Raw genomic sequence first — 26,967 nt, 5'->3', positions numbered from 1 at the left:
CGCCGGGCTATCGTTCAGCGGAAGCGGCGCAGCCGAAGCGCGTTCGTCACCACGAAGACCGAGGACAGCGCCATGGCCGCCGCCCCCAGCATGGGCGACAGGCGCGGCCCGCCGAATGGGACCAGGACCCCCATCGCAACCGGGATCAGCGCGACGTTATAGGCGAATGCCCAGAACAGGTTCTGGCGGATGTTGCGCATCACCGCGCGGGACAGCCGGATCGCCTTGGCCACGCCTGCAGGATCGCCCGAGGCCAGCACGACCTCGGCCGCCTCGATGGCGACATCGGTGCCGGAACCGATGGCGATTCCGGTTTCCGCCGCAGCCAGCGCCGGCGCGTCGTTGATGCCGTCGCCGACGAAGACGCTGCCCTTGCCCATGCCGTGGATCGCGTCGAGCTTGCCTTCGGGCAGCACGCCTCCCGTCACCCGGTCGATGCCGATCTTGCGGCCCACGGCCTCCGCCGCCGCCTGCACGTCGCCCGAGATCATCCACGTCTCGATCCCCAGATCATGCAGCGCGGCAACCGCCGGGGCCGAGGTCTCGCGGATCGGGTCGGCCATGCCCATCACCGCGACATGGGTTCCGTCCACGGCCAGATGCACCGGGGTCGCGGCCTCGGCCGACAGTCCTTCGGCGCGGGCGATCAGCGCGGGGTCGGGGGCAATCCCCGCCTCCTCCAGCGCGCGGCGGTTGCCGATCAGCACGGCGCGGCCCTCGACCGTCGCCTGCAGCCCGCGTCCCGCGTTGGCGGACACCGAGGACGCAGCGGGCGGTTCGATCCCCCGCTCGCGGGCGGCGGTCAGCACGGCGGCGGCGAGGGGATGTTCGGACCGGGCCTCGGCCCCGGCGGCGAGCCGCAGGGCTTCAGCTTCGTCCATGCCCCGCGTTTCCAGCGCGACCAGCGCCGGGCGGCCCTCGGTCAGCGTGCCGGTCTTGTCGAAGCCGACTATCCGCGCATCCGCCAGCCTTTGCAGTGCGTCGCCGCGGCGGAACAGGATGCCAAGCTCGGCCCCCCTGCCCGTCCCGACCATGATCGAGACCGGCACCGCAAGCCCCATCGCGCAGGGGCAGGCGATGATGAGGACCGAGATCGCGGACACCAGCGCATTCGTCAGCCCCGCCCCCACCAGCATCCAGACGGCGAAGGTCAGGATGGCAAGGCCGATCACCACGGGCACGAAGACCCGCGTCACCCGGTCCACCATCCCCTGCACCGGCAGCTTGGCGGCCTGCGCGTCCTCGACCATCCGCACGATCCGCGCCAGCGCCGTATCCGCGCCCACCGCCGTCACCCGGTAGGTCAGCGCCGAGGCGCCGTTGACCGTGCCGCCCGTCACCGGGTCGCCGGGGGTTTTCGTGACCGGCAGCGGCTCTCCGGTCAGCATGGATTCGTCGATGGCGCCCTGTCCTTCGGTGATCTCTCCGTCCACCGCGACCCTCTCGCCCGGCAGAAGCTGGACGAAGTCGCCGGGGACGAGCTCGGCCACCGGGATCTCGGCCACCGCGCCCTCCCGGAGAACCCGCGCCGTGGACGGCGCAAGTTCCACCAGCCGCCGGATCGCCTGCCCCGCCCGACCGCGCGCCCGCGCCTCCAGCCAGCGGCCCAGAAGGATCAGGGTCACGATGACGGCGGCGGATTCGTAATAGACGTGCCAGCCGTCGGGGGGCAGCACCTGGGGAATGAAGGTGGCAGCCGCCGAATACAGGAATGCCGCACCCGCGCCCAAAGCCACGAGGCTGTTCATCTCGGGCGCGCCGCGCAGTAGGGCCGGGATGCCCTTGGCGAAGAACACCCGGCCCGGCCCGGCCAGGATCGCCAGCGTCAGCAGGAACTCGACCCGCCACAGCAGGCCCATGTCCACGACGCCCATCAGCCAGCCGTGGAAAGGGGGGAACAGGTGGCCGCCCATTTCCACGATGAACAGCGGCAGGGTCAGGATCGCGGACAGGATGACCCGGCGGCGCAGCCCCTCGGTCTCGTCCTCCTGTGCGGGACGGGCGGAAGCGGCCCCGCCTTCGGGTGTGGTCGCGGCATAACCCGCGCGCGTGACCGCCCCGGCCAAAGCTGCGGGGGTGACCGAGGGCGCATGGGTGACCGTCACCGAACGGGTGGCGAGGTTCGCCACCGCGCCCGTTACGCCGGGCAGCGCGGTCAGCGCCCGTTCCACCCGGCCCGTGCAACTGGCGCAGGTCATGCCTTCGACCGACAGCCGGGTGCTGTCCAGGGTGGCGGGATAGCCCGCGCGGCCCACTGCCTCGATGGCGGGGACAGCGGCGGTGGGGTCGTCCAGTTCGACCCGGGCGCGGCGGGTAGCAAGGTTGACCGAGGCCCCGGAAACGCCGGGGACGGCGGACAGCGCCCGCTCGGCGCGGCTCACGCAACTGGCGCAGCTCAGGCCCTTAAGTTCAAGTTCGATATGATGTGATTGTGCCATGACATGCCTTTTCGATCCGTGGAGGAGGTGTCGAAAAGGGGCATCGGCGGTCCCTGGGGGCGTCCGGGCGGCCAGGCGGCCATCTCGGCCGGTTGCAGCGGCGTGATTTCTTCGGGTTCAGGCGCAAGGAAAGCCAGCGGCGCACGGGCCGCCAGCCGCCGCCCCTGCTGGTGGCAGCGGCAGCCGCGCCCGCCACGTCCTCGGCACAGATGCGCGGGACGCACCATTGCGCGGCGCGGACGGGCGACAGGGTGGGCCTGGGAACGGCAGCACATGGGCTTTCTCCTCCTGCCCCATATGGGAACCCGCTGCTGCAAGCGCAACGCCGCCACCTGACGCTGCTTTGAGTTGAAATGCCGCAGCGATGACGCTAGCGCAGGGGCAAGAGGCTCACGAGGGACAAAGCCCATGAACCGCCGCCAGATGATGATGCTAACCCTGCCGCTGATCGCCGCGCCTGCGCTGGTGATGGCGCAGGCGACCGCCCCCGCCGCGCCCCCGCCGGCCCGCGCGGCCTATGACCCGGCCCCGACCGAGGTGTCCATCCGCGAGGGGTTCGAGGTCGGGTCGATCGTCGTCGTCTCGGGCGACTACTATCTTTACCACGTCGTCGCGCCGGGCCGGGCGATCCGCTACGGCGTCGCGGTCGGCACCGACGAGCTGGTCTGGAAGGGCCGCGCGCTGGTCGGCCGCAAGGTCGAATGGCCAAGCTGGACCCCCACCAAGGCGATGATCGAGCGCAAGCCCGAACAATACAAGAAATACGAGAACGGGATGCCGGGCGGCCCCACCAACCCGCTGGGCGCGCGGGCGCTGTATCTGCATACCGTGAACGGCCATGACACCGCGATCCGCATCCACGGCACGACCGACCCCGGCTCGATCGGGCGGGCGGTGTCGAACGGCTGCATCCGCATGCGGAACGAGGCGGTGATGGACCTTTACGACAAAGTGCCGCTCGGCGCCCCCGTCTACGTGTATTGATTGCAGCCGGCCCAGTTCCGCATGACCGCCCTGCCGGACCTTGGCCCGGCCGGGTTCGACACGATCATCGACGCCCGCTCGCCTTCCGAATTCGCCGAGGATCACCTGCCCGGCGCCATCAACCTGCCGGTGCTGGACGATGCCCAGCGAGCCGAGGTCGGCACGATCTACAAGCAGGTCTCGCCCTTCCAGGCCCGCAAGATCGGCGGGGCGCTGGCCGCGGCCAATGTCGCTCGGCATGTGGCGGGACCTCTGGCCGACCGCGACGGCGGCTGGCGGCCCTTGGTCTATTGCTGGCGGGGCGGACAGCGGTCGGGCGCCTTCTCGACGATCCTCGCGCAGATCGGCTGGCGGACTTCGCGGCTTGAGGGCGGCTGGAAAAGCTGGCGGGCGCTGGTGCTGCGGCAGGTGCAGGATCTGGGACCGCCCTGCCCGCTGGTGGTGCTGGACGGCAACACCGGCTCGGCCAAGACTGAGATCCTGCAGCGGCTGGCCCTGCGCGGCCTGCAGGTGATCGACCTCGAAGGGCTGGCGAACCATCGCGGCAGCCTGTTCGGCGCAATGCCGGGGAGGCAACCCTCGCAGAAGCTGTTCGAAAGCCGGCTGGCGGTGACGCTGGCAGGGCTGGACCCCTCGCGCCCCGCAGTGGTCGAGGCGGAAAGTTCCCGCATCGGCGATCTGTCGGTGCCAAAGGCTGTGTGGCAGGCGCTTTGCGCCGCACCGCGGCTACGGCTGCAGGTGCCGCTGGCCGAGCGCGCCCGATACACCTCGCGCGCCTATGCCGATGCGGTTGCCGAACCCGGCCGGGTCGAGGCGACCGTGGCGCGGCTGGCGCCCCTGCACCCGGCCGAGCAGATCGAGGCATGGCGCGGCATGGCGGATCGCGGCCAGTGGGCGGCACTGGCCGAGGGGCTGATGCGCGAACACTACGATCCCCGCTACGAGAAAAGCCGCGCCCGGCATGGCGAGAACGAGCGCGGCGTGATCCCGGTGGCGGACCTTAGCCACGCCGGGCTGGACACCGCCGCCGCACGCATCGAGGCGGCGGTCGAGCGGCTGCATCAGGACAGCGGCCTGCCGCTTCGTCCGGGCGCATGATCCTTCCTGCGCCGCCGGATCAGGATTTTCCGCACCCGCCCTGCGCCTGCCGATCCCTTCCCGCTTGAAAACAGTCCGCCGGACCCTTGCCGGGTGGCTCAAGGCCCGGAGGATGGTTTCACGAGGAGGAACAGGCCCTAGTTGCTATGGCCGTTCCCTGCCTCGGGCGCGTCAGCCGCGCCGCCATGCGAGGCCGGCATCCCGGCCGCATTGTCCACCTTCACCGTCAGGGGCACCTGCCCGCAATCGCCGAAGTCGAGGGTCATCGCCACCTCGTCCCCTTCGGCCAGCGGAGTGGCGGTGTCCATCAGCATCACATGGTCGGCACCGCGTTCCAGGGCATGGCTGCCACCCGCCGGGATGGTGATGGACTCGACCTGCACCATCGACATGACGCCGTTTTCCTCGCGGTGGGTGTGCATCTCGGCCCGTTCGGTGACTTCGGGGGCGCTGACGGCGGTCAGGGTGCAGTCCGTGCTGCCCGCGTTCTCGATCACCATGAAGGCCGCGCCCACCTTGGGGTTGGTCGAGCGCGCATAGGCGCCGGTCACGGTCAGGTTGCCGACGGTGGTGCCGTGGTCGTGGCCCTCATGGGCCGGGGCGGCAAGGGGAAGGGCCGCCACGGCGGCGGCAAGGATCAGGGTTTGGTTCATCGGGAACTCTTCGAAAGCGTTGCAAGGGGCTGTCTCACGCGGCGCGCGGCGACGGAGGGCCTCGGGCCTGCTGGGCGGGAACCGGCATGGGCGCAGGCGCGGGCCTTCCCCGCATCCCGACACGCTGTCCCCGGCTTTCCGGCGGGGCGATGGCCGGAGGCGGCGGGTGGTAGGCCGCCAGAAGCCCCTGTGCCATGTCCGGGCAATAGCGCGCGCCCGTGTGCGGGCCGTCCAGGCCCATCACGACGGCGCTGCCCGAACACAGGATGACCTCGGTTCCCGTCCGCAACTGCCCGCGCGCCATCCCCAGCGACAGGCTGGTCAGGACGATGACCCAGACAAGGCCGAGGCGAAGCAGCATCTGCATGGCGGTCAGCCTAGGCTGGCGGAAACCTTTCGCCAAGAGGCCCGAACGACAAAGGCCCCGCCGCGTGGGGCAGGGCCTTTCCGAATCGCTGCTGAATGAAATCAGGCCTTGGTCAGCTCACGCTTGATCTTCAGCGCGCGTGCCGACAGTTCGTCGTCCTTGGCCTTGGACAGGAAGGCGTCCAGACCGCCGCGGTGGTCCACCGAGCGCAGCGCCGCCGCCGAGATCTTCAGCGAATAGGACTGGCCCAGCTTGTCCGAGATCAGCGTGACGTCGTTCAGGTTCGGCAGGAACCGGCGACGGGTCTTGTTGTTGGCGTGGCTGACGTTGTTGCCGGTCATCGGCCCCTTGCCGGTCAGTTCGCAGACGCGCGACATGATGTTGATCCTTCGTTGCAGCGTCCGGCCCCGCAGCCGGGCGCCGGAAATTGAAAGGGCGCCGACTGGCAGCGCCCGGAAATCCGTTGCGTGTGGATAGGGGCCGCGACCCTGCAAGTCAAGCCCGAATCGCAGGTTATGCCGACTTGGCAATCCCGCCGCGCCTTACTACCACGGGCCGGACCCATGACCGCACGCGAGGCGAAGATGCCGGACCCGCAAGCCTCCTCTCCCGATCTGTCCGATCTTGCCGCGCGGCTGGTCGCCGGCGAACGCCGGGCGCTGGCCCGCGCCATCACGCTGGTGGAAAGCACCCGCCCTGACCACCGCGCGCAGGCAATCGCGCTGCTGGCCGTGCTGCCGCCGCGGCAGGCGCTGCGGATCGGGCTGTCGGGGACCCCGGGCGTCGGCAAGTCCTCGTTCATCGAGGCTTTCGGGCTGATGCTGACCGGACAGGGCCTGCGGGTGGCAGTGCTGGCGGTGGACCCGTCCTCGGCGCGGTCAGGCGGCTCGATCCTCGGCGACAAGACGCGGATGGAGCGGCTGTCGCGCGACCCCTCGGCCTTCATCCGCCCCTCGCCCAGCCAGGCGGAACTGGGCGGCGTGGGCCGGCGCACGCGCGAGGTCGTGCGGCTGGCCGAGGCTGCGGGCTTCGACGTGTTGCTGATCGAGACGGTGGGCGTCGGCCAGTCGGAAACGCTGGTGGCCGAGATGAGCGATCTCTTCGTGCTGCTGCTGGCCCCCGCTGGCGGGGACGAGTTGCAGGGCGTCAAGCGCGGCATCATGGAGATCGCGGACCTGATCCTCGTCAACAAGGCGGACGGGGAACTGAAGGCGACGGCCAGCCGCACGGTCGCCGATTACGCCGGCGCCCTGCGGCTGCTGCGCAAGCGCCCGCAGGATCCCGAGGGCTTTCCCAAGGCCCTGCCCGTCTCGGCGCTGGAGGGTGACGGGCTGGCCCGCGCCTGGGACGAGATGCAGGCGCTGGCGGAATGGCGCCGCGAGACCGGCCATTTCACCCGCCGCCGGGCCGAGCAGGCGCAAAGCTGGTTCCTGTCCGAAGTCCGCACCGGCCTGCTGGGCCGGCTGCAGCGCAACCCCGCGGCCGGCAGGCTGGCGGCCCTTGGCGCCGATGTCGCCGCCGGCCGGGCCGACCCCGTGGCCGCTGCGGCAGAGATGCTGGCCACGCTGGACTGACCTTCCGGCGACGGGCCTGCCGCAGATGGCAAGGTCGGATGCCGCGAAAGAAGGAGCTTTCACTCCTGACATGGTCCGCATCGTCATGGCCCGCCGACACAGGCGGCCGGGGATTGCGGTTCAGCGGAACAGTGAAATGCCGGGGACCAGGCCCGCCTGCTGCCGGTGCAGCGTCAGGGCGAAGAGGAACAGGATCACGCCCAGACCCTCGGCCCCTTCCTCGATGTTGACAAGCGCGCGGTAAGGACGCGCCAGCACATCCTCGCCCATGGCCAGGAAGACCTGTCCTCCGATCGCCTCCATGCCCAGCGCGCCGAACAGGAACACGCCTGCGGATGCCAGCATCAGCGCCCGCACCCTCGGGCTGAGCGCGCGCAGGAAGGGGATGGCGGCGGCCAGCCCGGCAACGCAGACAGCGGCGGCCGGGATGACCCAGGCAAAATGCAGGCCGCCGAGACCCGTGAGACGGGCTGAAACCTTCTCGTGGAAGCCCAGCGCCTCATCGGCCGAAAGCAGGAAGAACAAGGCTCCCAGGCCGATGAACTGGACCCCGACCCAGCGTGACTGCCCGACCGTCTTGGTCCCGGTATCGACAAGCAACAGCCCGGCCAGCGCCAGAAGCAGTTGTGAAAACCATGTGTAGAAGCTGCGCTCGTTGCCCACGTCCAGCAGCCATGTCCGTGCCTCGGCATCCAGCCCGAGCACGTCTTGCACGACGCTTGCGCCCAGAAACACCGCCCAGGCCGCAAGAATAATGACCAGGGCGGGCTGGCTGCCAAAGCGTGCGGATCGGGGGGTCTGCGTCGACTCTGGGTCGCCGGACCAATAAGTGACCATATCGGCTCCTGTAAAATGAATGTGTCAGATGCGTGACAGCTTACAGGCGGGTTCCGGTGGCGGAAGCCTGTCCTTTGTGGCAGGTCGCGCGCCGGCCCGGGACACAATCCATCTGCCCGGATGCGACGCCCGATCCCCGGCTGCACAGGAATGCGAATCGGATAAGATGCGGGCATGGACAGCTTCTTCACCCTTCCCGACGACGCGACTCTTTACCGGGCGTTGGCCAGCCGCGACCCGGCCTATGAAGGCCGCGCCTGGGTGGGGGTCAGGACGACCGGCATCTTCTGCCGGCTGTCCTGCCCCGCCCGCAAGCCGCGGCCGGAAAACTGCCGATGGTTCGACAGCCCCGCCGCGGCGCTGGGCGCGGGCTTCCGGCCCTGCCTGCGCTGCCATCCCTCGGCGCCCGAGGCCGAGGGCGATCCGGTGATCCGGCAGATGCTGTCGGCAGTGACAGCCGACCCCGCCCGGCGCTGGACCGAGGCGGATGTGGCGGCTGCCGGCCTTGACCCCTCGACCGTGCGGCGCGCTTTTCAAAGGCACTATGGCATGAGCTTTCTCGATTTCACCCGCCAGTCCCGGCTGCGTCAGGGCCTGCGCGGCCTTTCCGGTGGCGCCCCGGTGATCGAAGCCCAGCTTGACGCGGGCTTCGACAGCGCCAGCGGCTTCCGCGAGGCCTTTGCGCGATTGTTCGGCCATCCTCCGGCGGCAATGGCGCGCGGCGCGCCGGGGCTGGCGGCGGAGTGGCTGGACACGCCGCTGGGCGGGATGATCGCCGTCGCGGACGACCGCAGCCTGCATCTGCTGGAGTTCCCCGACCGCAAGGGGCTTGCGGCCGAGTTGCGCCGGCTTTCGGCCAGGGCGGCCGGGCGGATCGGCTTGGGCCGCAGCGCCGTCACCGACAGGGCCGAGGCGCAGCTTGCAGCCTATTTCGCCGGGGAAGGCGGCAATTTCGACCTGCCCCTGACGCTGCACGGCACGCCCTTCCTGCGCGAGGTGTGGACCGAATTGCAGCGCATCCCCCCCGGCGCGACGGTCAGCTATGGCGGCCTTGCGGCGCGGCTGGGCCGCCCCACGGGCGCGAGGGCGATCGCAAGGGCTGTCGGCGCGAACCAGATCGCCATCGTGGTCCCCTGCCACCGGGTCATCGGCGCGGACGGAAGCCTGACGGGTTACGCGGGGGGCTTGTGGCGCAAGCAGGCGCTGATCGGAATCGAGCGGAAGCTGGCGCAGCAGGAATCAGGCGGTCGTTGAGGCGGCAAGGCTGGACCGGGGCTCTGCCCCATCGTCGTATACGACGATCCCGGGTTATCTTTACGATGAAGAAAGACGGGAGCCCCCTTCGCCGCGGTATTGAGTGAGGCAACAGACGTCTGTGCGGGGGCGGTTCTGTCCTGCACCGGTTGCGAGGCGACAGTGCAGAGGGCCGCTGGGCTGCTTTCCGGGAGCGTCCCCCGAGAGACTTGCGCCGTGACCCGGCAGGGGCAAGATTGCCTGTGCCCCTGTGCCCCTGTGCCCCTGTGCCCCTGTTCCGCCAAGGCTCCCTCATGCACCGCCGCGCCGTTCTGACCACGCTTGCCCTTGCCGCCGCCTTCCCGGCTGCGGCCGCGCCCGCCCGGCGCGGGCGTGCGCTGCTGATGGTCGAGGCCCCGCGCTGCCCCTTCTGCGCGGCCTTCCGGCGCGAGGTCCTGCCGGGCTATGCCGCCCATCCCTTGGGAAAGGCCGCGCCGCTGACCGCCGTTCCCATCGACGGGCCCTGGCCTGACGGGCTGGCGCTGGCGGGCGCGCCCTATGCCTCGCCGACCTTCATCCTGCTGGACAACCGGATGGAGGTGGGGCGCTTCGAGGGCTACGACAGTCCCGAAACCTTCTGGCACGCCCTGCGCGGGCTGCTGGCGCAGGCGCCCCTTTTGCCGCGCGCGGCCCTGCGTTAAGGCAGACCCGCGAAGCTGGTTCAATCCAGCCCGGACAGGCAGCAAGAGGGACAGGCCATGCACGACATCCGCGTTATCCGCGACGACCCGGCGGCGTTCGACGCAAGCCTCGCGCGCCGGGGGCTAGCGCCAATGTCGCCCGAGATCCTGTCGCTGGACGCCGAGCGCCGCGCCCGCATCGCCGCGGCCGAGACGGCACAGGCCGAACAGAACCGCGCCAGCAAGGAGGTCGGCGCCGCCAAGGCCCGCGGCGACGAGGACGAGTTCCAGCGCCTGCGCGCATTGGTCGGCACCAAGAAGGACGAGGTCGCGGCCATGCAGGCCGAGGCCTCGGGACTGGATACGAAGCTGCGCGATCTGCTGATGACAATCCCGAACCTGCCGCTGGACAGCGTGCCCGAGGGGAAGGATGAAGGCGACAACGTGGAAATCCGCCGCTGGGGCGAGCCTCGGGCGCTGGACTTCACCCCCGCCGAGCATTTCGAGATCGCAGGCGTCAGGGGCGGCATGGACTTCGCCACCGCCGCCAAGCTGTCGGGCGCGCGCTTCGTCCTGCTGTCGGGCGCCGTCGCCCGCATCCACCGGGCGCTGGCGCAGTTCATGCTGGACCTGCACATCGACAAGCATGGCTTGCAGGAAACCTGGACTCCGGTCCTCGTCCTTTCCGAGATGATGGAGGGCACCGGCCAACTGCCCAAGTTCGGCGAGGACAGTTATCAGACGCGCGAGGGCTGGTGGCTGATCCCGACCGCCGAGGTCACGCTGACCAACACCGTCCATGGCGATCTGGTGGACCACGCCACCCTGCCCCGCCGCTTGGTCGCGCATTCACAGTGCTTCCGGTCGGAGGCCGGCAGCGCGGGCCGCGACACCACCGGGATGCTGCGCCAGCACCAGTTCGAGAAGGTCGAGATGGTGTCGATCACCGACGCCGAGACGGGCCTTGCCGAGCACGACCGCATGACGAAATGCGCCGAAGCCGTGCTGGAGGCGCTGGGCCTGCCCTATCGCACGGTCGTCCTTTGCACCGGCGACATGGGCTTCGGCGCCCGCATCACCCATGACATCGAGGTCTGGCTGCCGGGCCAAGACCGCTACCGCGAGATTTCCTCGGTCAGCTATTGCGGCGACTTTCAGGCGCGGCGGATGAATGCCCGCTATCGACCCGCGGGCGGGGGGCGGCCCGAGTTCGTCCATACCCTGAACGGCTCGGGGCTGGCGGTGGGGCGCGCGCTGATCGCGGTGCTGGAAAACGGCCAGCAGGCCGACGGCTCGGTCGATCTGCCCGAGGCACTACGGCCCTGGCTGGGCGGCGCCACAAGGCTGACGGCCGAGGGCGCGCTCGCCTGACGCGAAAGCAGGTGCCCGACGAAAATCCTCGACCCGCCATGGACCCCGCCCAACCCTGCGGCGTTTCCCCGGCATGAGCCGCAATCTTCAAGCCATGATCGAGGCGTTCACCGCGGGATTGTTCGCGATCTCGGCGGTGCTGACCTCGCTGCGGACGGTCACGGTCTGGGACAACCTTTACACCGATCCGCTGTCCTTCGACCGTCCGATGTCCGGCCGGGTCGCGCTGCAGGGCGGGGACGCCAGCATGAATCTGCTGGGGATCATGTCGCAGCCGGCCAACGTGATCCTGTGGGGGCTGATGATCGCCGCAGTCGCGGCGGCGTTCCTGCATGTTCTGGGGCGGCTGCAGGAACGCTTCGGCCCGCCGCTGCCCAGGGCGATCAACCTCGGGCTGCTCTGCGCCGCAACCTGGCCCTGGATCGTCAACCTCCTGCCACTGGCGGGCATCCTGCTGGCGGGGCTTGCCTGCATTCTGGTGGTGCGCGGGATCGACACCCATCCGGCGCCGGCACGGGGAATGGGGCTGTTCCCCATCGCCTTTCTGGCGGGCTGGCTGCTGATGACGACCTGTTCCTCGCTGAGCCTGCTCATCCACTACATGGGCATCGGCCTGGAACGCTCGATCCTTCTGGGGCTGCTGGTCGCCGCGCTGTCCGCCGTCTGGCTGCAGTTAAAGATCGACAGCTTTCCGACATTCTCGCTGGCGGTGATCTGGGCGATGATCGGGCTGGCCGGCGGAACGGTGGGCTACAGCATCACCATCGCCACCGCCTGCGTGCTGGGCATCTCGGCCCTGGCGGTGGTGCTGGTCCGGGTGACGACCTGACCATGGCGGATCGCGCCTCGGTCGCCCGCGAACTGGGCGCGCTGGGGGTTGCGCAGGGCGACGTGCTGATGGTCCATGCCTCGCTGAAGGCGCTCGGGCCGGTCGAGGGCGGCCCGGCTGCGGTGGTCGGGGCGCTGATGGATGCGGTCGGGCCGGGGGGCACGATCATGGGCTATGCCTCGTGGGACCGCTCGCCTTATGAAGAAACGCTGAACGGCGCGCGGATGGACGCCGCCGCGCGCCGCGGCTGGCCGGCCTTCGATCCGGCGACCGCGGGCGTTTATCCGGGTTTCGGGCTTCTGAACCGCTTCATCGCCGAGACGCCGGGCGCGCGGCGCAGCGCCCATCCCGACGCCTCGATGGTCGCCCTTGGCGCAGGGGCGCGGGAACTGGTCGCACCGCACCGGCTGGGGCAGGCCTTCGGCCCCGGCTCTCCGGTCGAGCGTTTCATCCGGATGGGCGGCAGGGTCCTGATGCTGGGGGCGCCGCTGGATGCGGTGACGGCGCTGCATTACGCCGAGGCGGTGGCCGACATTCCCGGCAAGCGGCGCGTCAGCTACGAGATGCCCCTGCGCCGCCCGGATGGCCGGACCGTCTGGCAGCATTGCGAGGATTTCGACAGCAACGGCATCCTCGACTGCTTCGCCCCCGAAAGCGGGCCGGACGGGGTGGAGACGATCGCCCGCGCCTATGCCGCCCTTGACCGGCACCGCGAGGGCATGGTGGCCGGGGCGCGCTGCCACCTGTTCGACGCAGGCGACATCGTGGCCTTCGGGGTCGGCTGGCTCGAGGCGAGGTTCGGCTGCGGGGGCTGACGCCCGGCCTGCAACCGGAACCGCCCGCCGCGCGTAGGACATTGTGACGGAAAAAGGCGGATGGCATGGATGACGAAATCCTCACCGGCAAGGACCTGATCGACCTCGGCTACACGCCGGGGCCGGTGTTCTCGGAGGTGCTGCGCGAAGCGCGCGAGCGCAAGCTGTCCCGCAGCCAGGCGCTGAAGATGGCGCAGGAACGGCTGGCGAAGGCCGCCGCCGCCGAGGCGCAGGCCCGGTCACGGCGCATGATGCTGCGTGACGCGCCCCTGCCTTACCAGTCCAACATCACCGCCGATCACCCCGACGAGGAACAGAACGTCGCCGCCGTCCGCGCGAGCTTCGACGAACTGATGCGGACCCCCACGATCGAGGCGGGCGCGATCATGCCCGATGCCTGCCCCGCCGGGCCGCCGGGGACGATCCCGGTCGGCGGCGTGGTCGCCGCGCGGGACGCCATCCATCCGGGGATGCATTCGGCCGACATCTGCTGTTCGCTGACCGCCAGCTTCTACGACGACGTGGCCCCCGGCGCGCTGCTGAACGCCATCCACGAGGTCACGCATTTCGGCCCCGGCGGCCGCCCCCGCGCCGACGAGATGCCGCTTCCGAAGGAGTTGCATCAGGCCATCCGCGACCACCATCTGCTGCGCGGCAACGCCAGGCTGCAGCAGATGGTGCAGTCACATTTCGGGACACAGGGCGACGGCAACCACTTCGCCTTTGTCGGCCGCTCAGAGGCGACCGGGCGGACAACGCTGGTCACGCATCACGGCTCGCGCGGGTTCGGAGCGCTGCTTTACAAGATGGGGATAGAGATTGCCGAGCAATTCCGCCGCGAGATCGCCCCCGACACCCTGCCTGCCAACGCATGGATTCCGGCGTCCAGCCGCGAGGGCGAACTGTATTGGCAGGCGCTGGAGCTGCTGCGCGAATGGACGCGGCTCAACCACGCAGCCCTGCATGACGCGGCAAGCAGGCTTCTTCGCGCAAAGGTGGCCGACCGGCTCTGGAACCCCCATAACTTCGTCTTCCGCGAGGCGGACGGCGACCCGCGGGGCGATCTCTTCTGGCACGCCAAGGGCGCGACGCCGATCCACGATCCCCTGCAGCATGACACCACCGGCATGCAGATCGTGCCGCTGAACATGGCCCAGCCGGTGCTGCTGGTGCGGGGCGAGCGCAACGCCCGCAACCTCGGCTTTGCGCCCCATGGCGCGGGGCGCAACATGAGCCGGACCCAGCACCGCCGCCGCATGGCAGGACGCACAGATGCCGAGATCTTCGCGCAGGAGACCGCGGGGCTTGACGTGCGCTTCCATTCCCGGCGGGTGGATATTTCCGAACTGCCCTCGGCCTACAAGGACGCGGATTCGGTGCGGGCGGACATGGCCCGCTTCGATCTGGCCCGCGTGGTGGACGAGATCGCGCCTTATGGCTCGATCATGGCGGGCGACTGGCAGGCGGACGCGCCGTGGAAACGGAAGGCCGCCGCCAGGCGCGCCCGCCGGGAGCGCGCCACCGTCGAGCCGCAGGCGGATTCGGTCGGCTGAGAACAAGGCAGGGGAAAGCCGCCTGACCGCGCCGCGGTTGTGCCGGAATGATGTCCGGGACCGGCCTTCAGACCCGCCGGTCCGTCGGGATTCAGGTGGCAATTCCGCGGGATGCGGCGGCAGGCGCTTGCGCGGGGGCACGTTCCGGTCTTTCCTCGACCCCGCCGATCCGTGACCTTCGGCGCTGGACAGGGAGACGCCGATGGCTGGACGCATTGCGGTGATCGGGTCGAACAACGTCGATCTCGTGACCAACCTGCCCCGGATGCCCTTGCCGGGCGAGACACTGGCGGGGACGCGCTTTTCAACCGGCTTCGGCGGCAAGGGCGCGAACCAGGCGGTCGCGGCGGCCCGGCTGGGATCGGCGGTGATGATGGTCACGCGGGTCGGCGACGATGGCTTCGGGCAGGACGTGCTGCGCAACCTTGAAGGCCACGGGATCGACCTGACCCATGCGCGGGTGGCAAAGGGGACGGCGAACGGCGTGGCCTCGATCTTCGTGGACCCCTCGGGCGAGAACGTGATCGTCATCGTGGCCGGGGCGAACGGCACGCTGACGCCGGCCGACGTGGAGGCGGCGGCGGATGACCTGACCCGCTGCGACCTGATCCTGCTGCAACTCGAGGTGCCGCTCGAGACAGTTTATCACGCGATCAAGCTTGCCGCGCGGCTTGGCGTTCCCGCGATCCTGAACCCCGCGCCCGCCGCGCCGGGGCTGGATCTTGCGGCCTTGCAGGGCCTGTCATGGTTCTGCCCGAACCAGACCGAGCTTGCGATGCTGACCGGCCTGCCCGTCGCCACCGAAGACCAGATTGCTGCCGCCGCGCAAAGCCTGCTCGTCCATGGCATCGGCAACGTGGTGGTGACGCTGGGCGCACGCGGCGCGCGGCTGGTCACGGCCGGGGGCGTGACCGCGATCCCCGCGATCCGCGTCCGGCCTGTGGACACCACGGGCGCAGGCGATGCCTTCATCGGCGCCTTCGCGCATTTCCTCGCGGCGGGCGCGGCGCCCGAGCAGGCGTTGGCCCAAGCCGCGGGCTACGCCGCGCTGTCGGTGACGAAACCGGGGGCACAGGGGTCATATGCCTCGGCGCAGGAGTTCGCGGCGTTTCAGGCGACCACCGTCCAGTCCTGATCCCAGCGGTATTCCTCAAGGTTCGGCCCCTCGGCGCAGCGGTCCACCACCGCGAACAGTCCCGGATCGGCCAGCGGAGTCAGCACCCCGTGCCACGCCCCGCGCGCAAGGTTGATCCCCTGCCCCGGCGCCGTGACGAAAGCGTGGGGGCGGCCCGGCTCTCCCCCGTTGTCCCGTGCGACGATCACCAGAAAGGGATGCTCGGTCATCGGCAGGAAAGCCTGAGACCCCAGCGGATGCCGTTCGACTAGACGAAAGGCATGGGGCAGCGCGACCTTCTGCGACAGGAAGACCGAGATCCCCGTCCGCCCCTCGACATCCAGCCGGGCGCGGTCGTGCCAGCGGCCGCAGCGGCCCTCGTTGATGATGCGGTCGGGCTCGCCCGTGGTGTCCAGCACCTCGCCCCAGGGCGCGAAGGCTTCGGCCGTCAGCGGCTCGGTCCGGATGATGCGGTCGTTCATCGCTTCCCTCATTCTTCTGCGAAAGGATAAGCTGAATGTGGTCTGGGCCACTGTCCAGTGCCGGGGCACCTGCAGTATCAGGGCAACAGCAAAGATGAACGGGGGGATGGATGGCCGGATTTCTGACGACCCATGTGCTGGACACCGCGCAAGGGCGGCCCGCCGCAGGGATGCGCATTACGCTTTACGCACTGGACGGCGACCGGCGAGCCTTGCGCGAGGTGGTGACGAACGACGACGGCCGGACCGACGGCCCGATCCTGCCTCAGGGCGAGTTCCAGACCGGCCGCTACGAACTGGTCTTCCATGTCGGCGAGTGGCTGGACAGCCACGATCAAACCCCTTCGCCCCGCTTCCTTGACGAGGTGCCGATCCGCTTCGGGATGGCCGAGGAGGACCATTACCACGTCCCGCTGCTGGTCTCACCCTACGGCTATTCCACCTATCGGGGAAGCTGAGATGAACGGCGTCATCCTGCACGACTGGGCGTCCTTCGCCATCCGCTGGGTCCATGTCATCACCGCCATCGCCTGGATCGGGTCCAGCTTCTACTTCATCGCCTTGGATCTCAGCCTGCGGAAGGCCCCCGGCCTGCCAGACAAGGCGCATGGCGAGGAATGGCAGGTCCACGGCGGCGGCTTCTACCACATCACCAAATATCTCGTCGCGCCCGAGCGGCTGCCCGAGCACCTGACCTGGTTCAAGTGGGAAAGCTATTCCACCTGGCTGTCGGGCGCGGCCATGCTGATGGTCCTCTACTGGGCGCAGGCCGAGCTTTACCTGATCGACCCGACCAAGGTCGAACTCTCCACATGGGCCGCCATCCTGATCTCGGCCCTGTCGCTGGGGATCGGCTGGGTGATCTACGACCGGCTGTGCAAAAGCCGGCTGGGCGAGAACCCGACCACGCTGATGCTGCTGCTCTTCGCGCTGCTGGTCGTCATGGCCTGGGGCTATGATCAGGTCTTCACCGGCCGTGCGGCGCTGCTGCACCTCGGCGCTTTCACGGCGACGATCATGACCGCGAACGTCGCCATGATCATCATCCCGAACCAGCGGATCGTCGTGGCCGACCTCAAGGCGGGCCGCACGCCCGACCCGAAATACGGCAAGGTCGCCAAGCTGAGGTCCACGCACAACAACTACCTGACCCTGCCGGTCGTGTTCCTGATGCTGTCGAACCACTATCCGCTGGCCTTCGCGAGCCGCTGGAACTGGCTGATCGCCGCGCTGGTGTTCCTGATGGGCGTGACCATCCGGCATTTCTTCAACAGCTCGCACGCCGGCAAGCCCAAGCCCTGGTGGACCTGGGCCGCGACCGTGGCGCTGTTCCTCGGGATCGTCTGGCTGTCCTCGCTGGGCACCCAGCGGCTGGAAGGCGAAGCCGCCCTGACCGCCCGCGAGGCCCGCCTGACCGCCGATCCCCACTTCGATCAGGTCCGCGACATCGTTCTGGGCCGCTGTTCCATGTGCCACGCGGCCGAGCCGAACTGGGATGGCCTTGCCACTGCCCCCAAGCGCGTCGTTCTGGAAACCGACGCCCAGATCGCCCGCCACGCGCGGGAGATCTTCCTGCAGGCCGGCCTGACCGACGCCATGCCCCCCGGCAACGTCAGCTTCATCGAGCCCGAGGAGCGTGCCGCCCTGCGGGCCTGGTTCGACAGCGCCCGGCGAGGCTGACACGGCGATGGCGAAGCGGAGGCTTTCCACTCCTGCTCGCCACTGTTGTTGCCTTCCTTGTTGAAATATCCTGGCCTTATACTTCGGCCAGTCTTTCGCCTGCCCCCGCCGCATTATCTCGCAGTCCAGTTCCGCGAACTCCGCAGTCCAGCACCTAACAACAGGGCGGCCATAGCATCCAGGTCCCCAAAAGCGCAGGCGAAAGTTCTTGCACGAGCCGTTCAAGCGCACCGCGTCACTATCAAAGGGGCCGGTCCTGCCTAGCCAGCCCCGCTGGGGTGGTCCCTTTCCGATCTTGGTGCATGACGGGTGCTGGCGCCATGCTTGGGGTGGCGAAGGCGGTCCCTGCGGGACCTCGGGAGCGGGGGGCCGCTCGCCCGGGGAGGAATGCGGGCGCTTTGTGGTGCAAGGGCGGCGCCCCGCCGCGAGGACGATCTTCGCCGCGGCGAGGCTGCAGAGGATGTCGCCGGTGAGCCGCTCGTCGCGCAGCTTGGCGGTGAAGCTCTCGCAGCGGCCCGTCGTCGGGCACACAGTCCCCCGGACCGTTTCCTGATCCTCCTCCCTCCCCGGGGGATCCAGGCTCGACAGAGGCCGTTCCGGCGCCGGCCGCGGCGATCCGGTCGCGCAGCGCGGTGGCCACGAACGCCGGGCCGTTGTCCGGCCGGACAGGGCCGGGCACGCCGCGGAGGAGGAACCGGTCCGGCAGCACGTCGATGACAGCCGGCGCGTTCGGCTTGCGGCTGAGCCGGAGCGCCAGGGATTCCCGGGCGAACCCGCCGATCAGGTCGCGCATGCGGAACTTCCCGCCGTCACGGGTCCGGGCCGCGACGAAGTCGCAAGACCGGACGTGGTCTGGACGCGCTGGCCGCAGACGGAGGCACGATCCGTCGTCGCGCCGGAGCCGCGCCTTCCCCGGTTGCGGCGCAGGCGCCGTCAGCCCCTCCCGCCGCCGGCGACGCAGGCCTCGCCCCCGCGCCGCGCGTCACGTTCCCCGTCCGGCCGGCATGCCCGAGCAGGGCCGGGATCCGCCGCTGGCCGCAGCGCCCCTGCCGGGCGGCAAGCGCAACGATGCCGGCAGTCAGCGCCTCTTCATCGGCCCGTCCGCGCGGCACCTTCCGGCTCGGGTCGAGCGAGGCGGGCCGGGCACGCGGCAGGCGAGGCGCGCCGAGACACGGAACTCCTGCCGGACCTGCCCGATGCAGGCACGGCGACGCGCGGGGCCTGGAAGTTGCCCGAGGCGTTCGGCCACAGGCCTCACCACGCAGGATCAGCTTCTCCGGCGTCAGGCCGGAGACGGCCTTCCGCAGCCGCCCGTTCTCCTTCTCCCGCTCCTTCAGGCGTTTGACCCGATCGCTCTGCAGCCCGCCGAACTCCTTGCGCCACCGGGAGCAGGTCAACTGCGCCACGCCGATCGAGCGCACCGCCCCGGCCACCGACCGGCCCCGCGACACCAACACGCCGACCTGCCGGAGCCTGGCCACGATCTCCTCGGGTTCGTGCTTCTTCCGCGACATTCCGCCGGCCTCCATCCGGCTCGAAAGCCTGCTTCAGGGAGGACCACTTTCAGGGGGCGGACCAGCGCCTGACCTCCCTTTCAACGAAAGCGCCCGCGCAAGAACTTGACGGGCCTCAAGCTTCAGACCAACAGCAGGTCCATGTCGCGCGCATCGATCAGGGCGCGCTCGACGTTCAACAATTCAATCACGATGTTTTCGCATGTGATGCGGGTATGCTGGTCCGAGGTTCCGAAGCTGGTGATGACAAGATCCTCATAGGCGACGGCGGCCCCGGTTCGGATGCGAAGCTGGTCCACCCCATCCTCGAAGTCACCGATACGGCCAGCGGAGCCTTGGGTGAACTGGAACACATCGGCGTCCGCCCCGCCGAGAAGCGTGTTTATGCCCGACCCACCGTCGAGAAGGTCGGCTCCACCCCCGCCCCGCAGGATGTCGTTGCCGATCATCCCGTAAAGCCTGTCGGCCCCTGTCTCGCCATTCAGCGTGTCGTCGCCCGTCTCGCCGAAAAGCCAGTCGCTATCCGCGCCGCCATTGATGCGGTCGTCGCCGCGCCCGCCATGGACGATGTCGTTCCCCGCCCCGACGGCGATCACCTCGTCGATCTGGATGCCGTTGATCCGGTCGGCCCCCGACGTGCCACGCACGATGCCGTCGGCGGGAGGCGGCACATCGTTCATGATGTCGCGATAGTTCGCGATCCCCAGCGCCTCCCCGCGGCTTACGCCAGTCGGCAGCATCGCCGAGGGGTCGCCACCGGCTGCAGCCAGCATCGCGCCTATGAAGGCGTTGGAGTTTTCACCGAAAACCTCGTAGCCATTATCAGCCCTGTCGATCATGCGCGCGTACTTGACCATGATCGCCCAAGCCTGATCGTCGGTCAGCCCAGGGAAGTCGAGCGGTGTGCTCAAGCGCTCGGCCGGCGTGTCGCCGTCGCGGTCATCGGCAGAGTCGACAATGGGGATGTTGGTCTCGACCTTCATGTCACCGAACCACGGCAAGTACGGACGCTCCGGCCCAGAGCGGATCACGTACTCCTCGCCATTGCTGTCGCGCAAAACGAGGTAGAGATGCGTCGCGCCCGAGGGCAGGCCGAAGAGCTCGACATCATTCGCCTCGATGAAGATCTGTCCGGTCATGGCAGTTCCACCAGCGTGGCAGGATCTACATGAAAGACTAGCAAGAACCAGCCCCTCGGATCAACGATCTTGCGGTGCAGGGTGCAGGCCAGAACGGCTGAACCTGCACTTCCCGGCCGTGCACAAGGTGCACGAGCATCCCGGCCCCCAAATCATCCAATCGCAGTATCTAGCGATACGCCGTGTCATGAGCCGGATGCTTGCGATCAGGGTCCAGGGCGTTGAGCTTTCAAGCGATATCATGGTCGCCGCAATCAGGCCGTTGATGGTTCGCCTTCAACCCGGCCCGGCGCCGTCGACCGTGTATTCGTCCATGCCCGCAGCCGTCCTTCTTCCCGGCTTAGCGGCCGCCGCGTGGAGGATGCGGGCTGTCGCTGCGGCGATCAAGTGGCACCCAAGCCGAAGTCTCGCCTTGCTTCAACCCGCCGAGGACAGCGAATCGAATACACATCGATCCGAGTGGTGTAAAATCGTGTCGGGCGCGGGACAGAGAATGGAGCGAACCATGAAAAAGGCACCTTTGGCCGCAGCAGTGGCATTCGCCGCGCTGGCGGGGGGCACGGGAACGGCGGCCGCTCAGGCGTTCTCGCTGGAAGAGGTCTACGTCAAGAGTTTCGGAGGCGCGACCTGGCCCCGGGACTTCGACACCACCCTTACGGAGGACGGGACGCAAATCGCCCTCCCCAGCTTCGATCATGACACCGGGTATACCCTGGGCGTCGCGGTCGGCGCGGCCGTCACGCCGAACATCTCGGTGGAGGTCGAATACGCCTACCGCAACGCCGACTTCACCGTCACAGACCGTGACGAAGGCGACCGGGCCGACGGCGACACCTCTGCCAACGCCTTCATGTTCAACGCGCTTTACATGTTCGACAGCATGGGCGCGACCGGGACGGTCCGGCCTTATCTCGGCGCTGGCATCGGCGGGGCCAACGTGGAGGTGAGTGCCGGCGGCCAGGATTTCGAAGCCGAGACGTTGCTTGCCTACCAGTTGATCGGCGGCATCGGCTACGAGCTGAACCCAAATGTTAACCTCTATGCCGAGGGACGCTGGTTCCAGACCGAGTCGGACAAGTTCGACGGCCCCGACCGGGAGAGCTTCAACGGCAAGTTCGAGACCTTCGATCTGCTTGTCGGCATGCGCTATGACTTCTGACGAAAACTGACGGACACGCCCAGCCTGCCTGAAAGCCGGATTCAAAAGTTCATGCGAAATCGCAATATCTTGCGAGGCGCAATGTCATGAGCCTGATGCTTGCGATCAGGGTCCAAGCCGTTGAGCTTTCCACTGATCGCTCCCCATCCTTTGCCAACCTGCGGCATCGCCCGAGCCATGCGAATGTTCGCTCGAGGACCCGTCGACGCGGCGGAACCTCGAACCCTTTCATGGCGTCGAAACGCTTGATGAGCTCGAGCGTCCAGTCGCCGCGGCCTCTGGGCGTTGCCTTCAGCTTATCCCCGGCATAGCCGCCATTGGCGAACACATGGCGCAGCCAGGGGAATCGGTGCCGGATGGAGCGGAAGACGTCCGGGGCGCCATCGCGGTCCTGGATGCCCACCGGATGGATGACGGCAAACAGCAGCAAGCCGAACGTATCGATCATGATGTGACGCTTGCGCCCCTTGATGCGAACGCTGGCATGGCTCAACCGCTTTCGCGGGCCGGCAATCCGCTACGAACGGCGGCCCGACATCCGCGAGGCCTTCATGATCCTCGGCTGCGCCCTCATGTGTCTTAACCAGATCAGACGGTTATGTCAGGTGCTCTGAGTGCGAGAGTGAGGGCACAGGGAACTCATCCCATTGCTGCCGCAACCCCTCGCCGCTTCGCCCGCTTCCGGTCCGCGCGCGTGATCCAGAGCGCGAGCGCCACCCACGAGAGCAGATAGAGCGCTCCCAGAGCCAGGACGACCAAGCCGGGGATTGGCCCGACGTCGGCCCGGTTCACGAAGGCTTCGACTGACGTGACCGGGGTCGGATGAACGATGAGCTTCCCGGCAAAGGCAATTGTCTGGATGAGCAGGATCCAGAGATAGTTGTTGCGCACGCGTCGCGCGACCGCCGTGAGGTAGCTCACATGATATTCGGGCCTGTCGTAGTCCGTGGCCAGGATCTCATGCCAGCCTTTCTCGGTGCGCAGGTCGCCGTCCCGCAGGATCGGTACAAAGAGGTGCCTTTCGATCCAGCGCGCCCGTGCCCGCCAGACATTGAAGTAGCGATACCGCCGCGCTTCAAGCGTGAGAAACAGCATGATGAGAATGCCTACCAGCATCAGAGGCAACGGCGAGGCGTCAGGCGTGGAGAAGGTGATTGACAGCGCCACCCCGAGGGTCACTACCGACCAGTTGGTCGTGGTGTCGAGGCGGGTGCGCCAGATGGTGGAACGGTAAACCTCGCCTCGGTAGAGGTGGGCCAGCGCAGTGATTTCGGCTGCGCTGAACTCCTGCAAATCCGTTGACTGGCGTTTGGCGGCCATCGTGGGTCAATCCTCCGTTACGGGTGCTGCGTCGAAAAACGCGCCCGCATGTCCACAGGTCAAGCAGAAGTGGCTCGGTTCGGATGAACGGCTTCGGGATTCCTGCCAGGCGGCGAGGCATAGGGGAACAGCGCGAAGCTCGCGGCATGGCTTTCGGGAAGGCCGTAGGAGCCGAAGCCTTCGAGCTGGCGGGAAGTGCGCGCGGCGAAGTCCGGGGCATAACCGCGGACGACCATGCTGGAGACAAGCTTGCCCTTGAAGGCGCTGACGCCCCCGGTGAACTTGAAGGTGGCCATGGACTTGCGAAGGAAATCCGCTTCACGTCCTCGTGCAGGCCGCGTTAAATGGAAAACGCTTCCTCCGACACGATCATTTTGATCCCGTTGCTCGCCTGCTTGGAGAGCGATGAATAACCGAGAGCTTGCCCTTGGCGCGGAGCAGTTCGCCGGATGAGGTACGCTGCTCAGGAGGTATCAATTCTGGACCCCGACCCGGGAACATCCTGTAGTCTCCTGCGTTTCACTAGGTTGCTCGATGCTCTTGGCAGGCAAGGCCATGGCAGGACGCCCAGCGTGGACTGACAGGCGGGCTCAGCCAGCCACACGTGCCGGAAAGAGAAAACGTCATGGATTTTATTGTAAACGGGCAGGCGCGCAGTTTCGACGGCGACCCCGAAATGCCGCTTCTGTGGTATCTGCGCGACGAGCTGGGGCTCACCGGCGCGAAATACGGCTGTGGTGCCGGGCTGTGCGGCGCCTGCGTCGTCCATATCGACGGGGTTGCCAGCTTTTCCTGCGTCACCCCGATGAACGTTGCCGAGGGGGCTCAAGTGATCACCATCGAAGGCCTGTCCCCTGACGGGACCCATCCGGTGCAGGCGGCATGGCAGGAACTGAACGTCGCGCAATGCGGCTACTGCCAAGCCGGGCAGATCATGCAGGCCGCGGCGCTTCTGGCCAAAACGCCGGAGCCGACCGATGCCGACATCGACTCCGCGATGAGCCAGAACATCTGCCGCTGCGGCACCTATCCCCGCATCCGCGCCGCGATCAAACGTGCAGCCGAGCAGGGAGCTTGACCATGGCCGCTCTGGAAAATGTCAGCCGGCGTGCAGTCCTGCTGGGACTGGGGGCAGGCGCGCTGGTGATCTCGCTGGGCCTGCCTTCCCTGGCGCAGGAGCAGGAGGAGCCGCTGAAGTTCGGCGCTGACGCGATGCCGCATGGCTGGCGGGACGATCCGCGCATCTTCGTCGCCATCGATCCCGACGGAACGGTGACGGTCACGGTCCACCGTGCGGAAATGGGACAGGGGGTCCGCACCTCGATCGCCATGGCCGTCGCGGATGAACTGGAGGCGGACTGGAGCCGGGTGCGCGTTGCCCAGGCACCGGCAGACGAGCCGACCTTCGGCAACCAGGATACTGACGGTTCGCGCAGCCTGCGGCATTTCTTCGAGCCGATGCGGCGTGCCGGTGCCGCCGCGCGCCAGATGCTGCGAGAAGCCGCCGCCGCGGAATGGGGCGTTCCGGTGGAGGAGGTCACGGCCGAGAACCATGCTCTCAGCCATGCTGCCTCCGGCCGGCAGGCCGGTTACGGCGACATGGCCTCGCGTGCGGCCGAGGGCGAGATCCCCGTCCGCGAGTCGCTGGCGCTGAAGTCACCGGACAAGTTCCGCTACATTGGCCGCGACGATGTGGGGCTGATCGACAATCCCGGCATCGTCACCGGCGCCGCGGTCTATGGCATGGATGCAAAGGCCGAGGGCATGCTGTTCGCGGTGGTCGCGCGCCCGCCTGTCATCGGCGGTCGCGCTGTCAGCCATGATGCCGAGGCCGCGCTGAAGGTGCCCGGCGTGCAGCGCGTCGTGATGATCGATCCGCCGCCCCAGCCTTCCGAGTTCCAGCCGCTGGGTGGCGTGGCGGTGATCGCGACGAACACCTGGGCTGCCATGCGTGGGCGCGATGTGCTGAATATCCGGTGGGAGGACGGCCCCCACGGCGCCTATGACAGCGAGGTCTTCAAGGCCGAACTGGAACAGGCCGCGCGCAGCAGCGACGGCGCGGTCGTGCGCAACCAGGGTGACGCCCTGACAGCGCTGCAAGAGGCGCCGCGCAAGGTCGAGGCCGAATACTACATCCCCCATCTGGCGCAGGCGCCGATGGAGCCTCCGGCCGCGCTGGCGATGATCCGGGACGGCCGCTGCGAGGTCTGGGCCTGCGTGCAGGCGCCGCAGGTGACACGCGTGCGCATTGCCGAGAAGCTGGGCCTTCCCCCCGAGAATGTCACCGTGAACGTCACCCTGCTGGGCGGCGGTTTCGGCCGCAAGTCCAAGCCCGACTTCGCCATCGAGGCCGCGATCCTCAGCCGTGAAATGGACGGGGCGCCGGTCAAGGTGGTCTGGACGCGCGACGACGACCTGCATCACAGCTTCTACCATACCGTATCCGTCGAGCGGCTGGAGGCAGGGCTGGACGACAGCGGCCGTCCGGTCGCTTGGCTTCACCGCACGGCGGCGCCGACCATCGGGTCGATCTTCGCCCCCGACCCCATGCAGAAGCTGCCGTTCGAGTTGGGCATGGGGCTGACGAACATGCCGCTCGACATCCCCAACGTGCGCGCTGAAAATCCCAAGGCTCAGGCGCACACGCGGATCGGCTGGTATCGCTCGGTCTCGAACATCCCGCATGCCTTCGCGATTCAGTCCTTCATCGCCGAACTGGCCCACGAGGCGGGCCGCGACCACCGCGACTATCTGCTGGAGGTGATCGGCCCCGCGCGGAAGATCGACCCGACCGAGCTTGGCGACGTCTGGAACTATGGAGAGGACCCGGCACGCTATCCGGTGGATACCGGCCGCCTGCGCCGGGTGATCGAGACCGCGACCGAGGCCGCCGGCTGGGGTCGAGAGATGCCCGCGAGGCGCGGACTTGGGCTTGCGGCGCATTACAGCTTCGTCAGCTACGTCGCCGTGGTGGTCGAGGTCGAGGTCGACGAGGCCGGCAACGTGCGCATCCCCGCTGCCCATCTCGCCATCGACTGCGGCCCCCACGTGAATCCCGATCGGATCCGTTCCCAGATGGAAGGCGCGGTGATCATGGGCTCGGGCCAGGCGCTGACCTCGCAGATCACCTTCGCGCAAGGACGGGCACAGCAGGACAACTTCGACACCTACCTGGTCCCGCGCATGGATACCGCCCCGCGTGAGATCCACGTTCATCTGGTCGGCGGCGAGGATTATGGTCAGCCGCTCGGCGGCGTAGGCGAGCCCGGCCTGCCCCCCGTGACGCCTGCCATCACCAACGCCATCTTCGCCGCCACGGGCCAGCGGATCCGCCGCCTGCCGGTCGGCAACCAGCTGAGCAGCTAGGAGAGTGACATGATCCGCTTCCGTCTTGCCCTGAGTGCCGCTTTCATCGCCGTGTTAACCACCTCGGCCGCAGCCGATTGCGCCGACCATCTTGCGTTCATGGACGAGGTGCTGGACCAGGCGTCACGGGAATCCATTGCTGCATCCTCCGGCGGGCAAGCGGTAGCAGGCGCACGCGAGGCACGTGCCATGACCGGTACTGACGCGCCGGGGAATGACGAGACGGCAACCAACATTCCACCTGATGAGCCCCAGCCGACACAGGCGCCCGGCCATGCGCCGGTCGCCGAGGCAGGCGATAAAGTGCAGCAACTGCGGGCCATAGTTGATGAGGCGCGTGCCCTGGCAGGTCAGGATGAAGCTGCCTGCCGCGACATCTTGGTAACGGGGCTGCGCGAACTGTTCTCCGGCGAGGACGAGCAGCCGTAGGCGTGAATGTGGAGGATCGGCAGACCGTCGCAGCGGTTCAGGGACAAGCCCAGCGCCCGTCCTTGCAGGGCGGTAGAGCGCTCAGCTTTCAGCTTCATGCGCACAGGCTCCGGCAAGAATTCGCTCGGTCTTATCAGAGAAAGCATCCGAGTTAGGAGTTTGTCCCTCAAGGGCGTCGGCGCAGCCGCGGGAATTCCTTTTGCTCACCAAAAGGCGCTTTCCGATGCGCGCGCGGCAGGGCGCATAGCCGCGCTTGCGCAGGAGCGTGAGCATCAGGGCCAGCAATACGCCATGCACGTAGGAGACTAGAGCCTATAACGCGCCAGCCGGCG

The 26,967-nt window shown here is 68.3% G+C and carries 25 protein-coding genes and 2 pseudogenes; 16 read left to right on the top strand and 11 right to left on the bottom strand.

The window, feature by feature from the left end; genetic code table 11:
• Positions 1-14 precede the first annotated feature (14 nt).
• A complete protein-coding gene (locus JGR78_RS03160; protein WP_182793444.1) occupies positions 15-2,438 on the bottom strand; it encodes a heavy metal translocating P-type ATPase in 2,424 nt (807 codons plus the stop codon).
• Positions 2,439-2,846: 408 nt separating this feature from the next.
• Here JGR78_RS03160 and JGR78_RS03155 point away from each other — a divergent pair, with 408 nt between their 5' ends.
• Positions 2,847-3,422, top strand: coding sequence for a L,D-transpeptidase (locus JGR78_RS03155; protein ID WP_182793443.1), 576 nt, complete (start codon positions 2,847-2,849; stop codon positions 3,420-3,422).
• Positions 3,423-3,443: 21 nt separating this feature from the next.
• Complete coding sequence (gene mnmH / locus JGR78_RS03150) at positions 3,444-4,520, top strand: tRNA 2-selenouridine(34) synthase MnmH (RefSeq protein WP_182805763.1); 1,077 nt, start codon at positions 3,444-3,446, stop codon at positions 4,518-4,520.
• Positions 4,521-4,657: 137 nt separating this feature from the next.
• On the opposite strand, the gene JGR78_RS03145 is transcribed toward mnmH, so the two are convergent.
• The 3 genes from JGR78_RS03145 to rpmB form a co-directional block, all read right to left on the bottom strand.
• Positions 4,658-5,173: a copper chaperone PCu(A)C gene (locus JGR78_RS03145; RefSeq protein ID WP_182793441.1), complete on the bottom strand. Its 516-nt coding sequence runs from the start codon at positions 5,171-5,173 to the stop codon at positions 4,658-4,660.
• A gap of 34 nt (positions 5,174-5,207) precedes the next feature.
• Positions 5,208-5,540 (bottom strand): hypothetical protein, encoded by a 333-nt coding sequence (locus JGR78_RS03140; RefSeq protein ID WP_182793440.1) that lies wholly within the window; start codon positions 5,538-5,540, stop codon positions 5,208-5,210.
• Positions 5,541-5,641: 101 nt separating this feature from the next.
• On the bottom strand, positions 5,642-5,917 hold the full coding sequence (gene rpmB, locus JGR78_RS03135) for a 50S ribosomal protein L28 (protein WP_182793439.1): 276 nt from the start codon (positions 5,915-5,917) through the stop codon (positions 5,642-5,644).
• Positions 5,918-6,124: 207 nt separating this feature from the next.
• Here rpmB and meaB point away from each other — a divergent pair, with 207 nt between their 5' ends.
• On the top strand, positions 6,125-7,114 hold the full coding sequence (meaB, locus tag JGR78_RS03130) for a methylmalonyl Co-A mutase-associated GTPase MeaB (protein ID WP_182805776.1): 990 nt from the start codon (positions 6,125-6,127) through the stop codon (positions 7,112-7,114).
• A 120-nt stretch (positions 7,115-7,234) separates the two neighbouring features.
• Here meaB and JGR78_RS03125 read toward each other — a convergent pair whose 3' ends face one another.
• Positions 7,235-7,951 (bottom strand): hypothetical protein, encoded by a 717-nt coding sequence (locus JGR78_RS03125; RefSeq protein WP_182805759.1) that lies wholly within the window; start codon positions 7,949-7,951, stop codon positions 7,235-7,237.
• 174 nt (positions 7,952-8,125) lie between these two features.
• Here JGR78_RS03125 and JGR78_RS03120 point away from each other — a divergent pair, with 174 nt between their 5' ends.
• The 7 genes from JGR78_RS03120 to rbsK all read left to right on the top strand — a co-directional run bounded on the left by JGR78_RS03120 (position 8,126) and on the right by rbsK (position 15,567).
• Complete coding sequence (locus tag JGR78_RS03120; RefSeq protein WP_182793437.1) at positions 8,126-9,205, top strand: bifunctional transcriptional activator/DNA repair enzyme AdaA; 1,080 nt, start codon at positions 8,126-8,128, stop codon at positions 9,203-9,205.
• A 293-nt stretch (positions 9,206-9,498) separates the two neighbouring features.
• A complete protein-coding gene (locus tag JGR78_RS03115; protein WP_182793436.1) occupies positions 9,499-9,885 on the top strand; it encodes a thioredoxin family protein in 387 nt (128 codons plus the stop codon).
• Positions 9,886-9,942: 57 nt separating this feature from the next.
• Positions 9,943-11,235: a serine--tRNA ligase gene (gene serS / locus JGR78_RS03110; protein WP_182793435.1), complete on the top strand. Its 1,293-nt coding sequence runs from the start codon at positions 9,943-9,945 to the stop codon at positions 11,233-11,235.
• A gap of 73 nt (positions 11,236-11,308) precedes the next feature.
• Positions 11,309-12,064 carry a hypothetical protein gene (locus JGR78_RS03105; RefSeq protein ID WP_182805757.1) on the top strand — a complete coding sequence of 252 codons (756 nt, stop codon included), beginning with the start codon at positions 11,309-11,311 and terminating at the stop codon, positions 12,062-12,064.
• Between the two features lie 2 nt (positions 12,065-12,066).
• Entirely contained in the window at positions 12,067-12,879 is an 813-nt protein-coding gene (gene aac(3), locus JGR78_RS03100; RefSeq protein WP_182805755.1) for an aminoglycoside 3-N-acetyltransferase, read from the top strand.
• A gap of 65 nt (positions 12,880-12,944) precedes the next feature.
• A complete protein-coding gene (locus tag JGR78_RS03095) occupies positions 12,945-14,432 on the top strand; it encodes an RtcB family protein (RefSeq protein WP_182805753.1) in 1,488 nt (495 codons plus the stop codon).
• Between the two features lie 202 nt (positions 14,433-14,634).
• A complete protein-coding gene (gene rbsK / locus JGR78_RS03090; RefSeq protein WP_182805750.1) occupies positions 14,635-15,567 on the top strand; it encodes a ribokinase in 933 nt (310 codons plus the stop codon).
• On the opposite strand, the gene JGR78_RS03085 is transcribed toward rbsK, so the two are convergent.
• Positions 15,543-16,028, bottom strand: a complete 486-nt coding sequence (locus JGR78_RS03085) for an ureidoglycolate lyase (protein WP_182793430.1) — start codon at positions 16,026-16,028, stop codon at positions 15,543-15,545. The two genes, rbsK and JGR78_RS03085, sit on opposite strands and share 25 nt — an antisense overlap.
• Before the next feature lie 110 nt (positions 16,029-16,138).
• On the opposite strand from JGR78_RS03085, the gene uraH reads away from it, so the two are divergent.
• Entirely contained in the window at positions 16,139-16,486 is a 348-nt protein-coding gene (gene uraH / locus JGR78_RS03080) for a hydroxyisourate hydrolase (protein WP_182793429.1), read from the top strand.
• A gap of 1 nt (position 16,487) precedes the next feature.
• A complete protein-coding gene (locus tag JGR78_RS03075) occupies positions 16,488-17,708 on the top strand; it encodes a urate hydroxylase PuuD (protein ID WP_182793428.1) in 1,221 nt (406 codons plus the stop codon).
• Positions 17,709-18,038: 330 nt separating this feature from the next.
• On the opposite strand, the pseudogene JGR78_RS03070 reads toward JGR78_RS03075, so the two are convergent.
• Both JGR78_RS03070 and JGR78_RS03065 read right to left on the bottom strand, forming a co-directional pair.
• Positions 18,039-19,222 (bottom strand): annotated as a pseudogene (locus JGR78_RS03070) (transposase); the annotation flags it as partial.
• Between the two features lie 122 nt (positions 19,223-19,344).
• Complete coding sequence (locus tag JGR78_RS03065) at positions 19,345-20,361, bottom strand: calcium-binding protein (RefSeq protein WP_200559430.1); 1,017 nt, start codon at positions 20,359-20,361, stop codon at positions 19,345-19,347.
• Positions 20,362-20,866: 505 nt separating this feature from the next.
• Between JGR78_RS03065 and JGR78_RS03060 the strand changes: the two genes are divergently transcribed.
• Positions 20,867-21,520 carry an outer membrane protein gene (locus tag JGR78_RS03060; protein WP_182793735.1) on the top strand — a complete coding sequence of 218 codons (654 nt, stop codon included), beginning with the start codon at positions 20,867-20,869 and terminating at the stop codon, positions 21,518-21,520.
• A gap of 49 nt (positions 21,521-21,569) precedes the next feature.
• Here the strand turns inward: JGR78_RS03060 and JGR78_RS03055 are convergent.
• From JGR78_RS03055 to JGR78_RS03045, 3 genes and pseudogenes are all read right to left on the bottom strand, one after another.
• Positions 21,570-22,004, bottom strand: a pseudogene (locus JGR78_RS03055) (transposase); the annotation flags it as partial.
• 155 nt (positions 22,005-22,159) lie between these two features.
• The gene (locus JGR78_RS03050; RefSeq protein ID WP_182793733.1) at positions 22,160-22,840 is read right to left on the bottom strand and encodes a DUF2270 domain-containing protein; all 681 of its coding nucleotides are present in this window, start codon (positions 22,838-22,840) and stop codon (positions 22,160-22,162) included.
• Between the two features lie 59 nt (positions 22,841-22,899).
• The gene (locus JGR78_RS03045) at positions 22,900-23,136 is read right to left on the bottom strand and encodes a hypothetical protein (protein WP_200559428.1); all 237 of its coding nucleotides are present in this window, start codon (positions 23,134-23,136) and stop codon (positions 22,900-22,902) included.
• Positions 23,137-23,465: 329 nt separating this feature from the next.
• Here JGR78_RS03045 and JGR78_RS03040 point away from each other — a divergent pair, with 329 nt between their 5' ends.
• Genes JGR78_RS03040 through JGR78_RS03030 form a run of 3 tightly spaced genes read left to right on the top strand, consistent with a single transcriptional unit; the run spans position 23,466 to position 26,635 of the window.
• The gene (locus JGR78_RS03040; protein ID WP_182793732.1) at positions 23,466-23,918 is read left to right on the top strand and encodes a (2Fe-2S)-binding protein; all 453 of its coding nucleotides are present in this window, start codon (positions 23,466-23,468) and stop codon (positions 23,916-23,918) included.
• A gap of 2 nt (positions 23,919-23,920) precedes the next feature.
• Positions 23,921-26,206 (top strand): molybdopterin cofactor-binding domain-containing protein, encoded by a 2,286-nt coding sequence (locus JGR78_RS03035; RefSeq protein ID WP_182806111.1) that lies wholly within the window; start codon positions 23,921-23,923, stop codon positions 26,204-26,206.
• 9 nt (positions 26,207-26,215) lie between these two features.
• The gene (locus JGR78_RS03030; protein ID WP_182793730.1) at positions 26,216-26,635 is read left to right on the top strand and encodes a hypothetical protein; all 420 of its coding nucleotides are present in this window, start codon (positions 26,216-26,218) and stop codon (positions 26,633-26,635) included.
• Positions 26,636-26,967 lie beyond the last annotated feature (332 nt).

It is taken from the genome of Paracoccus sp. MC1862 (genome assembly GCF_016617715.1).
In the GTDB taxonomy this organism is placed as follows: domain Bacteria; phylum Pseudomonadota; class Alphaproteobacteria; order Rhodobacterales; family Rhodobacteraceae; genus Paracoccus.
Note: the sequence above shows the minus strand (reverse complement) of the source record. Positions and strands in the feature narration are given on the sequence as shown.